The sequence below is a fragment of the Calditrichota bacterium genome (assembly GCA_014359355.1).
Classification (GTDB): domain Bacteria; phylum Zhuqueibacterota; class Zhuqueibacteria; order JANLFK01; family Oleimicrobiaceae; genus Oleimicrobium.
Genome location: JACIZP010000235.1, coordinates 1 through 13,080 on the forward strand (window position 1 = coordinate 1; position 13,080 = coordinate 13,080).

Consider the following 13,080-nt stretch of genomic DNA (forward strand, 5'->3'; position numbering starts at 1 on the left):
GTAATGAAAAATGTAACCCTCTTAGGCGTCATCCTCATTATCGGTGTAACCTTCTCTAATCATGCAGTCTTACATGCAGAGGTGACAAGGGGGAAACATACTTTTGCAGGAAACGTTGAGGGCTTTGACTTTTCGGCAGGGAATGCGGTAAGCCCGGAGGATTCTTTGGCAGATGTAGTCTACAGTGTTGGGGAATCCTTGTGGAGTTTTTGCAGCACTCGAATAGTTGACTTGGGCGAAACTGATTTTGATAGCGTGTTTGTTGCACCCGCTTCGGGGTATCAGACTGGAGCAGAGTGGAAAAGGACCCACGTGTATGTCATTCGGACAAGAGAATCCCATTATGCAAAATTGCAGACTTGTGAAACTGAGGGTGGCTTAGGGTTTAAATGGGCATATCAAACCGACGGCAGCAGAAACTTGAATACCGTTACCGTAACAGGGATAGTCTATTTTGGTCTTTGGGGAAACTGTTTTGATTTTTCTTCAGGAAGTTATGGGGCTTGTTGTGAATCCGAAGACGTTTCCTTTCAATTCTTTGAGGAAATGTTGATCTGGGGTGAGATGATCGACTTGGGCGACACCCTTTTCGATAGCGTGGTACAGGCTCCTACTGAGGGTTACGTAGATAGCGGATTTGTAATGTACGACCACGTGTTCGTCATCAGGACTAAGGAGCGTCACTTCGCCAAGATAGATGTCCACTATTCCGATTTTCTTGATGTTAATGAGCCAGAGTCTTTTTTCCGATGGGCATATCAACCAGATGGCTCCACCAATCTGAGAACAGTCACTATTACAAGCGTGGAAAATACCCCTGACAATGGACACAAGCCTAACCCCTTTCAGTCACTGCAAAATTATCCTAACCCATTTAACTCATTTACCACATTTCAAGTGCGCATCCCTGAAAGAACCTATTTTAGCTTGCAGATTGTTAATCTCAACTCTGAATTGGTAAAGACCCTGTTCGATGGCTATAAAGATGAGGGAGGCTATCAGTTCCGCTGGGGAGGATGTGATGAAAGTGGTCAAGTAGTCGCTTCCGGCGTATACCTGTGTTTACTCCGCACCAAATCAAGTATTGAGATAAAAAAGGTCTTGTTCATTAGATAGGAATGGAGAAGGTGGAGGATGAGTGCCATGAAAAGCAATGAAATGGTCAAGTTCTTGCAATTACCGACTGCTCGCATTGGTACGCTACTTTGGGGCATGCTATTTTCAGCAACTGTATCTTTTGCCCAAATAGAGGATTGGTACTGTACCTACGGCATAGATATGAAGGGTGATGCTGGCGTCGTACAAACTGCTAATTCTGGTAACAGAGGGATCGTTGAAAAAAGATGTTTGGTGATTTTGGTGAAGGTTAAAGGTGACGCTGACCCTTGGGACCCATTAAATTTCGATGGTGGACATAGTATTCATCAATATCTTTCCAGTGCCTACGCCAGCAGCTTTCGCAATTACTTTGCCGATATGTCCCATGGTAATCATATCTTGAGTTCGAGAATTGACGGTCAGGCCGACATCACCAAATGGTATGCAATCCCTTGTACAACCGATACGGAGGAGATTATTAAGCGTGCAATAAGAGAAGTTGATAGTGATACCAACAGAGGGTTTAGTTGGTCAGATTATGACTTGGATGGAGACGGTTACGTCGATCAGGTAATGGTAATCCCGGGTGGAGCAACAATTGGAGAAACAGGTTCGACTGCGCACCTTATAAATTACCAAACCTCAGAAGGACCCATTATTAGGCACGAGGTACCAATTACGCGCGGGAAAGCAAATTGGGGCTTTCTCGTTGGCAATATGGCCCATGAATACGGCCATGTTTTAGGGTTACCAGAACTATATGACAGAAGTGGACTTCCGGGATCGCCCTGGGCTAATGATCCTGCGAAAGACCATTCCGCAGGTGTCGGTAACTATTGTGTGATGGGCCATGACTATTGGAGCCCTGCAATGATGTGTGGTTGGGCCAGGGCCAAGCTGGGTTGGGTTGACGTAGTGGATATTACTACGTCATCCTTAGGGTATACTTTTCAACCGATTCAAGCGCACCGCAACAGCTCGCAGCGCGACAAAGTCTATCGGATTTGGATCGACAAGACACCCAGTGAGGTGGAGTACTTCCTCATTGAAAATCGTCAACTACTTACAACTTGGGAAAGCCATGTCAATTCAACCGGCGGCTTATTCATCTGGCATATTGATGAAGGAGTCACTGGCAATCCTTATCATGATCAAGTTCATTATGAATTGCATAAACGCGTTGACTTGGAATGCGCTGACGGACTTTTTTCGGACAAGGGATATCCTGGCACTATCGCCAATCCCTATTCGGGCCGAGATAACTTGGACTTTTTTGCTCGTTCAAATTATTCAGATTATAGCATTAGTCACAATGGTAATCTCGGCGAAACAAAGAAGCCTCTTCCTCCCTACTTGCCCGATGATACCACTGATCCGTTCTTCCCGGAGTGGAAAACCTCTTTTACACCGGATACCACCAATCCTAATACTAATGGATACAGCGGTAATAGTGCAATATCGGATACTGTCCAAAATGTCTTTACTCATATAGGGATAAGCAACATTAGACGTCAGGGAAGCGCATTGCTTGCAGATATATATTTAAATTGGTGGTCTATCAGTTCCCAGGCTACCGCTCACAACAACGGCCGAAAGCTTATTAGGGATGGCAATGGCAAATTGCATCTAGCTTACGAATCAGGTGGTGACATTTATTATCAATACTCCACCGACAACGGAAGTAAATGGAAAGGTCGTGCACGCCTTAGCCTTAGTAACCGAAACAATAGATACGCTTCCATCGCTGGCAGTAGCACCAAGAAGTTTGTGGTCTGGGAGCGTTACACCGGCTACTCCGGGGGGCAGTACAAATACGATACTTACCTTGCCAAGAACACGGGCTCCGGTTGGGGCCCTGCCACCACGATCCCCCGCCTCTCCCAGCTTGCCTTTGGCACGCCAACTGACCCCCTGCCGGTGGTGAGCTACAAGACGGTGAGTAGCACGAACCGCATTCTGGTCTGCGCCAAAGGGCAAAAGGAAGGCTACAATGCCCTGCTGTACCAGTACTCCGACGACCAGGGCAACTCGTGGTATCCAGAGCCCGATGTGGACTACAGGATCCCCTCTACCAGCTCTGCGCACCAAAACCCCAGCCTGTCCATGGGGCCCACTGCGCCGGCCAGCACGGTCTACCTCACCTACGACGACGGCGCCCAGGTGTACATGAACAGCTACACCACTGCGTGGGGCAGCCCGGAGAATGTCTCCTCCGCCAGCGGGTGTACGGGGAACAAGTACTCCAGCGTGGAAGTAGACGGCGCCTCTGGCAGGAATGTGGCGTGGGAGGCCAAGAAGAGTTCCAACAACAAGTATGTCATTGTGCACCGGCGCAAGACCAGCAGCTGGGAGCCTTATGTCTACTTCGAGCCCGCCTCGACCAGCACCCGCTACCACCGACCCTCCGTTACCGGCCTGAGCCAAAACAGGCGCGCCATTGTCTGGCACGACGAAGGGGGAGCGGTCTACCGCGCCTACACGGCCAACGGTCTGTCGTGGTCGGTGGAGGCATGCACGGATACCTGGTTGCAGCACCCGAACCTGTCGGCCGGGAGCACGGACTCGGCCAGATTTGTGTTCACCGGCGGCAGTGCGAGCCCATACAGGATCTACCTCAGCGGCAGCATCCCGCCGCCCGGGGGACAGGGCAAGACGTTGTTCGCCTCGGGGGAGGCAGAGGACGGGGTGCACGTGGTCGCCTGCCCGCTGCGTCACCACCGGGCTGCGGTGCTGAGCGATGCCGAGGGGGTCCTCCTTGCCTGGCTGCAGTATGGGGAGCTGGAGGCCAGGAGCCGCAAGGGGGAGCGCATCCCATTGGAGCTGGTCTCCTTGGCTGGGGTTCAGGGGGAAAAGACGGTGCCTGAGGTGTTCACCTACCTTGCTACCCAGCCGGTAGTGTTGCCCCAGGAGGTGGACAGCCTGGTGTGGGTGCAGGAGCTCTATGCCAAGGGACTTGAGAGGCTGGCTGACCAGGCCGGGGGCACGCCGGCCGTGCGGGTGGAGTTGCTTGACCCGCTCAGCGGTCGAACCGTGGCACTGCTGCACACAAGCATCCTCGCGGGCGAGGCTAGCGCCCCTTGGCAGCAGGCGCGGGTGGGGGTGGATATCTCTGCCTACGCGGGCAAGGAGGTGGTCGTGGCGGTGCGGCCGGTGGGCTTGTCAGAGGGGATGGAGAAGGTGTGCGCTGCCCTGGGCGAGGTATTCATGGTCACCAGCCCCTTTGGGAGGGAGGTCTTGCCGAAGCCGGAGGGGCAGGTAGCTGACCAGGACGCCGGGGCGAGACTGTTCTGCCTGGAGCAAAGTTATCCGAACCCGTGTAACCCCTGTGCGGAGGTGCGTTACCGGGTGCCGGAGCGCTGCCAGGTGACCCTGGCGGTGTACAACCTCATGGGGCAGGAGGTCAAGAGGCTGGTGGAGGAGGTGCAGGAGGCCGGCGTGCACGTGGCCCGGTGGGATGGCACAGACAGCGCGGGGCGGGAGGTGGCAAGTGGGGTGTACCTCTATCGGCTGGCAGCTGGTGGTCAGGTGAAGAGCCGCAAGCTACTGTTGGTACGATGAACAGCGGCTGAAAGAGGCAAGCTTTGGCCACCTGCAGCGCGGCGCCACAGCTGGCCTTTTGTGTGGTCGCCCGCCCACGCGCCCGCTTCGGCGACTTCGTGGTGCCCCTCCGCTGCGAACTCACTGGCCGCAAAGGGGCGTCAGCGCTTCTGGTCTCAGCCCTGGGCCAGCAGGCTCCGGGCGTGGCCCCAGCTCTACTTGCCGGCGTGCTCTCCCGGCCGTGCCAGAACCTCGCCGAGGTTGGCCCGTGCTCATCCACCAGCCGAGCTCAACCACCAGGAAGCACCGCCCGGCTGGTCCGCCGAGTCTGTCTGCCTCCATGTGTCTCCCGCGGGCCTGCGAGAACCCCCAGGTTGGGCCCTTCCCGGGGCGCCAGGTGAGGGCAACGGCCACACACCTCCCGGGGGTTGGCCGCTGCAAAAAAAGCTCTTGACACGCGCACATTTTTTCTTATCTTAAAGCGAGACATTCGGGCACTCACCCGGCGACCCGCCGGGCGCCAATGCCAAGGTGCGCGTCTCAGTGCCTGAGCAGTGCCCGCTTCAAGAGGGTTCCGCCGCCCGAGTGCCTACTTGGCCCGCTCAGTGTCCGCCTTGTCTAAGACACGGAGCCTCAACTGCGGCCCATGCAAGAGTTGACGTCCCTGCTAGGGAGCCATCGCCATGAAATGATGGTCTGCACTGAAGTTCCCATTGAAGGCCGCGCGTTGCAGGCAATGCATGCCGGTCCCGAGGGCATAATGATCGGGGCCCAAGGGGCATCGGTCCAGCGAGGTCTTTGCTCCCCGGTTGCCCTGCAGTCCCGGCGCCGTCAGGATGTCCCCATTCATGCACACATTCGCGAGACGAATGCTTCACTTTATCATTATCATCTTTCTTTGTTGAACAAGTGTTCCCGCAGTAAGTCGGTAGAAATAGACACCACTCGACAGACCTTTGGCCTCAAAGACCACCGAATGGTCGCCTGCGCTCAGTTCACCATTGACCAGCGTCGCCACTTCTCTGCCCTGAACGTCGAAGACGTCCAGTGTCACATGCTCGCCGTGCCCAAGTGAGAAGCAAATCGTCGTTGAGGGATTGAATGGATTGGGGTAATTTTGCAGCACACCATTGTCATGCGGCAATTGAGCAGAAGAAGCAGCTACCGCGGTCCCGGTCTGGCCATCCCAGCCTGCCAGGCGCGCCAGCAGCCACCAGAACGCCCGGCCCTTGAGCACACAATTCAGCCGATCCGAATGGGCGCATTCTCCACAACCGGCAGCAAGCCGTGCCAGCTCACTATTGGGATGCCTCTCCAACCACTCGATAGCCCAATTGCCATCGCCCCAGGGATCGCCATCCCCATTACGATCATATTCGCAGCCGTCCGTCCCATAACGCTGCATGTAGTTGATCTGACCATCGGGATCATAGCTTTCAATATCCGCAAAGTCAAACAGGATCTTGTGATGCGTTCGACAATATGCGCGAATTTGTTCATTGCGCAGATGGAGATTTCCCGCTGCACCCGAGCCATCGAGGTGGCCTGTCATGTAGACAAATTTGATCTGCGGGTAACTGGCTTCCAGTTGATTCATTGCAGTCAAGTAGGCGTTGATGCCAGCCGCATTATTATCGCTGACCCCATCGCACCAGGACCAGATCACCACATTGCGGTCGTTGTTCGGCATTTGCAGCATGGTGATGGTCGCATCGCGCCAGGTGAGATCACCATTATGGCCGAGGTCGGACGCGTATTCGTTGGCCCAATAGTCATTCAGGAAAATGCCCGGCTGCAAGCCCCAATCCGAATACTCATAGTAATACGGTGAGCCCGGCGCGCTCCGAAAGGCCTCGATGCCAGTCACCAATTGACTACCATGGGAGGTATGGCTGTAACCGACGCGGAGCTTGCTTTTTGCCTCCGCAATCCAGGCGGCGGGAATCTTGGTGATATCGGTGCAGTTGTGATCGATGATAATGGCGGTCTGGCTGATCAATGAATTCAAGGGAAGGATAAGATAGAGCAGAAGACAGACAAAGATTCTTGATGCGCTCATGACTTTCTCCTCCTTTGGTTGGTGAAGACAACCATGATGCGTTTTGATCCTATTCTATTTTCTCCCTGGTGCAAATCGGCTTAATCGATTGAACTATGAACAAATGTCAGATAAGAATCCACCCGCATAAAGGCCGACGAATTCTTCTGTGAATTGAGGGAAGCTTTCACGAACTCGCCATTGAATATAGAACAATTCAGACAAAAGTCAACACATTTTTCGTTTACATCAAAAATTCTGAGATTGGAAATCTGACCGGCAACGAGATGGAACTCAGACTCTCACGAGATTAGGATGTTGCACTATCCCGAACCGAACCAAACTGCGTTGGGAATCGCCAAATCTCAAAAGCAGTCCGACTAGCTCATTCCTCGTTTTGCCTGAAATACCAATCTCCGCCATTTTACGGCGCACAAGCAATCATTTGATAAAGGGGAAACATTGGCTGCTCTCAATTTGCCTGTTGGCGCATGGAGAATAGCTTCCTGCAACCCTTCGGTTGGATGGCAGCTGCGTAATTGCTCACCGCAAATTGAGCTTGGCTTCTTTCCCGTAACCTTCACACTGTCTCTTCTGGAATGCCGCAGCTGGTCGCTTCAGCAGGGGTCTGATATTCAGTCAAGGCCAGCGTGCTGTGTCGGCGTCTTTCCTTGCCCGATTCGCATCTTTAGTCGCAGGCGGCGTGCATCCCGGAGGGGCAATGTGACCAATAGCCGAATGCACCCTCCGGGTGCTCAATAGCCCACTAATGCAGAAACCCCTCTTTTCGCATCTTCCACCGAACGCGGTCTCTTGGGTCGATTGCATTGAGTCTTGAGCCACCGGAACCACCGTTCTTCTTGACGTTGGACTACGCGTAGAGCGGAGACGTCATCACATGGCTCATGCCCCAGATCCTAGTCTGCGCCTGAAAATACTTCGAGCCCGCCTCCAGCAGCACCCGCTACCACCGACCCTCCGTTACCGGGCTGAGCCAAAACAGACGCACCACTGTCTGGCATGACGAAGGGGGAGCGGTCTACCGCGCCTACACGGCGAACGGTCTGTCGTGGTCGGTGGAGGCATCGACGGATACCTGGTTGCAGCACCCGAACCTGTCGGCCGGGAGGACGGACTCGGCCAGATTTGTGTTCACCGGCGGCAGCGCGAGCCCTTACAGGATCTTCCTCAGCGGCAGCATCCCGCCGCCCGGGGGACAGGCCAAAACGTTGTTCGCCTCTAGGGAAGCAGGGGACGGGCTACACGTGGTCGCCTGCCCGCTGCGTCACCACCGGGCTGCGGTGCTGACCGATGCCGAGGGGGTACTCCTTGCCTGGCTGCAGTACGGGGAGGTGGAGGCCAGGAGCCGCAAAGGGGAGCGCGGACCGTAGCCATCTCCTCCTGCCGCCAAGCCCTCAACTCCCTCCTCAGAGGAAGACAACTCCTTCTGAGTTCTCCTGCACAAAGCTCTTGCTTTTCTTCCGCTTTTTCCGTAAATATAGCCAATCGACTCGGTGGGGCCCAGCTCACCGACGGGCTCGCTTCTTGGCACGGCTTGCCGCCTTGCTTAGGAGGCACGCGTCGCAGGGAACCAACGGGTCAGCAGCATGCGAGGGGCAGAGCCAGGCCCGGACCTGCACGGAGGGCAACCCGGCCGGCGCGGGGCCGTCCCGGCGCGCGCAAGAAACGCCTGCATTCCAGCAGAACTTGACGCAGAAGCTGTCCTGCACTGCGCCATTAGCGAGAGCTTGTATGAGCGTCTATGCTGCGCGGATTGGCGTCGGGCGAAGGTGCACGGCACAACGCTGTGCGGGCACCGCTGGAGGGCATTGGGTACCACAAGGCCACAGCAGAAAGGAGGAAACCACAATGATGGGCACCCTTAGTGCCGAGATGCTTGCATCCTTCTTGGAAACCATTCCCATCGAGTTCTCCATCGTTGACAAGGACGACAAGGTGGTGGCATGGAACAAGCACACCACGCGTATCTTCCGCCGCCCGCCAGGCACCATCGGCAAGGACGTGCGCAACTGCCACCCGAAGAAGAGTTTGGCCCTGGTGGAAAAGATCCTCGCCGAGATGAAAGCAGGCACCCGGGACAAGGCGCAATTCTGGATTGACCTGCACCTGGAAGGACACGAGCGGCCGCAGAAGATCCTCATCGAGTACTACGCCCTCCGGGATGGGCAAGGCAACTATTTGGGCTGTCTGGAAGCCACGCAGAACATCACCGAGATGCAGGAACTGAAAGGGCAGAAGCGGCTTCTGGATGAGTAGGCGACGAAGCTGCTTCATGGCCTGATGCTCAGACGCAAGGGTTGGCAAACACCCGGACTGACGCGCCCATGTACGTGGTCATCTCAGTGACAATGGCGGTGATCCCCTCGCTCTACCTGGTCGCCTACTTTTACCAGCAGGACAGAAGGCGACCAGAGCCACGCGGGCTGCTGCTGGCGGCATTCGCCTGGGGCTTTACCGCCACCATCCCCGCAGGGATGATCGAGACACTCTTCTCGCCGCTGGCGGACGTGCTTTTTGGCAGCCAATTCCTCCGCAGCCTCGTGGAGGCCTACATAGTGGTGGCGCTCTGCGAGGAAGGTCTCAAGCTGCTGGTGGTCATGCGCTGCTGCTACCGAAGGCGCGCCTTTGACGAGGTCATGGACGGCATAGTCTACACGGTGGTTGCCAGCCTGGGGTTTGCCTGCTTGGAGAACATCATCTTCGTTGTAGACGCCGGGTTGAAGGTGGCGCTGGCGCGGGCCTTTACGGCTGTGCCCATGCACGCCATTGCCTCGGCGGTGATGGGGTACCACGTAGGTCTTTCCCATTTTGCGCCCACGGCAGGTGCCCGGCGGTTGCAGCTCGCCAAGGGGTTGACGTGGGCTGTGGCCTACCACGGGTCCTATGACCTCTTGCTTCTCGCGCAACCGCAGATAGGACGCCACGCCTTCTCGACGGTGGGGCTTCTGCTCGTAGGCGGGCTGTTCCACGTCCGCAGGCTGATAAGGGAGGCGCAAGTCTTGGACATGGCAGCCCAGCGCGCGTGATTTCAGCCGAAAGAAAGATTACGCCTATGGAGTTTGCCGACAAGTGTGTGCTGGTGACTGGCGGGTCACGGGGAATCGGCCGGGCCGTGTGCACGGCCTTTGCGGAGGCCGGAGCACGGGTTGCAGTCAACTATCGCGCCAATCAAGCGGCAGCCGAGGAACTCTTTTCTCTGCTCCCTGGAGGGCCTCACCTCCTGGTGCAGGCAGATGTCTCACGACGGCAAGAGGCGCGGCGGCTTGTCCAGGAGGTAGTGGCCTCCTTTGGGCGCCTGGATGTGCTGGTGAACAACGCCGGCGGCGCCGGGCCAGTCCACCGCATCACTGATCTTGCCTACGAGGAGTGGCTGCAGGCGTGGGAGCGCACCTTACGCACGAACCTGTTCAGCGCCGCGCAGGTCACCTATTGGGCCGTGCAGCAGATGCTTCGGCAAGGCGGTGGTCGCATCGTCAACGTCTCCTCGCGGGGCGCGTTTCGTGGCGAACCGCTCAAGCCGGCCTATGGGGCCGCCAAAGCGGCGCTCAACGCCATGAGTCAGTCGCTGGCCGTCGCCTTGGCCCCGCACCACATCTACGTGGCGGTGGTAGCACCGGGCTTTGTGGCCAGCGAGTCCGGAGCCCGGCCCGATCTGTCGGAGGAAGAGATCCGCAAGCAGGTCCCCTTTGGCCGGTTGGCCCTGCCAGAAGAAGTGGCACGAGCAGTGCTTTTCCTGGCAGCCCCTGGCAACGAGTACCTCACCGGCGCGATTCTGGACGTCAACGGCGCCTCCTACTTGCGCACCTGAGGACCAGTCCCAGTGCTGCTCCATGAGGAGGTTCTGCGCCCGTTTCGCGCTCGGTGAGCGGCGCACTGGGGCCGATTGCCTCTCATGCTCCCTCTGCGCCGAACGGCACCGCGCACGGGGATGGGCTTCCCCAAGGTCGATGCGGAGGGTTTACCGTCAACAGGCACGCGCCCTTCGCGGACGGTAGAGGGCGTCTCTGGAAATCGTTTGTGGCCCAAGTGTAGCGCGTGCGGAGCGTTATTGGCGGGCTCGGGCCGGTGATTGGGCAACTCCTGACAGCTACAAATGTCTGGCATGGCAACGAAAGGGCGCACCATGAAACTCATGCGGGTCGCGAGCTTGCTCTTGTGGAGCTTCGTCTTTCTGTCCTGTTCCTCCAAGGTAGACCGCATTGTGGACAAACACATCGCCGCGCGGGGAGGGTACGAGAGGCTTAAGGCGATTACCTCGAAGCGGCTCACAGGCACCATTGTGCAGGGCGAAGCGCGCATGCCCTTCGAGCTTCTGGCGAAGCGCCCCAACCGGGTGCGTTTGAGCTACGACTACGAGGGAGGCACGATGGTCGCCGCCTACGACGGCACGGTGGCCTGGGTGATGAATCCAGCACTGGCGGGCGACCAACCGCTGATCATCGAGCCGGAACGGGCGAAAGACCTCATCGCGCTTGCTGACTTTGACGGCCCGCTGCTGGACTATCGGGAGAAGGGCCACCACCTCCGCCTGCTGAAAGAGGCCTACATCAAAGGGGCCAAGGCCTATACGATCGAAGTGAGCCTGGCCAATGGCGATGTGCTGCGCGTCTACCTGGACAAGAAAAGCTTCTTGGAGCGGCGATGGGACGATGAGGTGCTCCGGCACGGTGCGCTCTGGCGCGCGGAGACCTATTTGGATGATTATCGCCCAGAGCAGGGCATCATGCTCGAGCACTACAAAGAGACCCGTCTCGGCGGCGAACTGGACAACATCGTGATCACCGAGCAGGTGGAATTCAACCTCGACCTTCCAGACTCCCTCTTTTCGCCACCGGGAACGCCGCTGGCCCGCACCCGAACCTGACGGCGCGCCAGACTTGTCCGCCCTCGTCCAGTTGGTGCGCAGGGCGAGCGCGACCGAAAAACACGAGGCCCCGAAGACAGCGTCTCCGGGGCCTCGCGCCAAAGGGTGTTGAGCGCCGAGAATCGGTCCCGCTACTTCAGCAACTTGAGGGTCACCTTGGTGTCCGTGCTCACCGCCGATGTGCCGCTCATTTGACCTCCGGCAAAAGCAGTGGTGCCTTCATAGCTATCCTGGGTGGTGTACTCGACCAGGATGCCCTGCTCATAGGCAAACCACGCTTCGCCGATGATCTTGCCGTCGCCTTCGGAGCTCATCTCGCCACCGCGACCGCTGCCATGCCCCTCGCGGCTGTAGGTCGTCTCGGTCTTGATGTGGAGGCACTTGAAGCCGCCCTTTTTCGCCTCCCCAAGCACCGTGTAGGTGACCTTGCCTGTCTCCTTCTCCTGGCGCATGAACGGCCCTCCACCCGCAGGAGAGGTGGAGTCGCTGTAGCTCACCGTCCAGGTGTCGCCCACCTGCACCGGATTCTCAGGCAGGGCTAGGAACGTCAGCGCCAGGAGCCGCTCGGGCGGACCCATCGGCCCCATCCCCATGCGTGGGCCGCGCTCGCCCTCCCGTCCTGGCCGGGGGAACTCGTCGATGGGCGTGAACTCCTTCTGTTTGCCCAGGGGGTCGATGCAGAGGCGCACGCGTTTGCCCTCAAAATCCTTAAAGTCCATGGCGCGGCTGCCGCGCATCCCTTGCATACTCCCCTCCATTTTGCGCACGGTGAGGGTGAAGCAGAGCCCTTCGTCCACGCTCTCGGTGCGCAGTTCCGCCTGCATCGTCCTTTGCGAGCTGGTCTGCATGGTCTGCCCGCCCCGCTCCATCTCGCGGGTCACGCTCTCCTTTCGCTCGTACCGGAGCACCTTGCCCGGTTTGCTCTTGTAGCGCAAGGTGTAGCCTTCCTTGGCAGAAGCGGTAGCGACGACCGCCACCAGCAACAGCCCAAGCGCCATGCAGAACCTCGCGCCTTGCCGGTTCAATAAGCCTTTCATCCTCTTAACCTCCTTGTATTATGACCCACCACGTGCCTATCGCTGCTGCATGAATCAGCGCAGTGACCAGAGTGCAAACCCTCAGATGAACTTTTCCCGCTTTTGCAGGTTCAGCAACCCAAACAAAACCGAAACCACCATCCCCACCAGGAGATAGATGCGATTGTTCACGACCACGCTTGCCCAAATGGCCTCGTTGATGTTGCTGGGCGTCTGGAAGGGGTTGAGAAACAGATTCCATCTGCTGGTACGGAGCATGCCCCCTGCGATCCAAAAGCCAAGCCCGACGACGACCATCACCACTGCGGTGCCGTTGCCGTTGCGCACCAGAGTGGAGACCATGAAGGCAAGAGCGCCCAAGAAGAAGATGGGGAACATCAGTTGGTAGACCATCTCTGGTACATTGACGCGCACCAGGGCAATGCTGCTTACCAGGCTCAACACAACCAGCACGGCAATCACCACCACTCCCACCAGCAGCAAGC

Annotated in this window: 10 protein-coding genes; 7 read left to right on the top strand and 3 right to left on the bottom strand. The window is 57.4% G+C overall.

All coding sequences use genetic code 11. The features are described 5' to 3' along the window. The coding region (locus tag H5U38_10580) for a hypothetical protein (protein ID MBC7187469.1) at positions 1 to 1,116 on the top strand (1,116 nt) is incomplete at its 5' end. A gap of 1,749 nt (positions 1,117 to 2,865) precedes the next feature. Next, a complete protein-coding gene (locus tag H5U38_10585) occupies positions 2,866 to 4,656 on the top strand; it encodes a T9SS type A sorting domain-containing protein (protein ID MBC7187470.1) in 1,791 nt (596 codons plus the stop codon). Between the two features lie 853 nt (positions 4,657 to 5,509). On the opposite strand, the gene H5U38_10590 is transcribed toward H5U38_10585, so the two are convergent. Further along, positions 5,510 to 6,694, bottom strand: a complete 1,185-nt coding sequence (locus tag H5U38_10590; GenBank protein ID MBC7187471.1) for a T9SS type A sorting domain-containing protein — start codon at positions 6,692 to 6,694, stop codon at positions 5,510 to 5,512. Positions 6,695 to 7,749: 1,055 nt separating this feature from the next. On the opposite strand from H5U38_10590, the gene H5U38_10595 reads away from it, so the two are divergent. The 5 genes from H5U38_10595 (at position 7,750) to H5U38_10615 (ending at position 11,558) form a co-directional block, all read left to right on the top strand. After that, positions 7,750 to 8,064, top strand: coding sequence for a hypothetical protein (locus H5U38_10595; protein ID MBC7187472.1), 315 nt, complete (start codon positions 7,750 to 7,752; stop codon positions 8,062 to 8,064). A gap of 478 nt (positions 8,065 to 8,542) precedes the next feature. Continuing rightward, positions 8,543 to 8,950, top strand: a complete 408-nt coding sequence (locus tag H5U38_10600) for a PAS domain-containing protein (protein ID MBC7187473.1) — start codon at positions 8,543 to 8,545, stop codon at positions 8,948 to 8,950. A 68-nt stretch (positions 8,951 to 9,018) separates the two neighbouring features. Then, positions 9,019 to 9,720, top strand: coding sequence for a PrsW family intramembrane metalloprotease (locus H5U38_10605; protein ID MBC7187474.1), 702 nt, complete (start codon positions 9,019 to 9,021; stop codon positions 9,718 to 9,720). 26 nt (positions 9,721 to 9,746) lie between these two features. Beyond that, the gene (locus H5U38_10610) at positions 9,747 to 10,502 is read left to right on the top strand and encodes an SDR family oxidoreductase (protein ID MBC7187475.1); all 756 of its coding nucleotides are present in this window, start codon (positions 9,747 to 9,749) and stop codon (positions 10,500 to 10,502) included. A 315-nt stretch (positions 10,503 to 10,817) separates the two neighbouring features. Then, positions 10,818 to 11,558: a hypothetical protein gene (locus H5U38_10615; protein MBC7187476.1), complete on the top strand. Its 741-nt coding sequence runs from the start codon at positions 10,818 to 10,820 to the stop codon at positions 11,556 to 11,558. A gap of 131 nt (positions 11,559 to 11,689) precedes the next feature. On the opposite strand, the gene H5U38_10620 is transcribed toward H5U38_10615, so the two are convergent. After that, on the bottom strand, positions 11,690 to 12,595 hold the full coding sequence (locus H5U38_10620; protein ID MBC7187477.1) for a hypothetical protein: 906 nt from the start codon (positions 12,593 to 12,595) through the stop codon (positions 11,690 to 11,692). A gap of 81 nt (positions 12,596 to 12,676) precedes the next feature. Then, a partial coding sequence (locus H5U38_10625) for a hypothetical protein (GenBank protein ID MBC7187478.1) occupies positions 12,677 to 13,080 on the bottom strand: 404 nt, incomplete at its 5' end.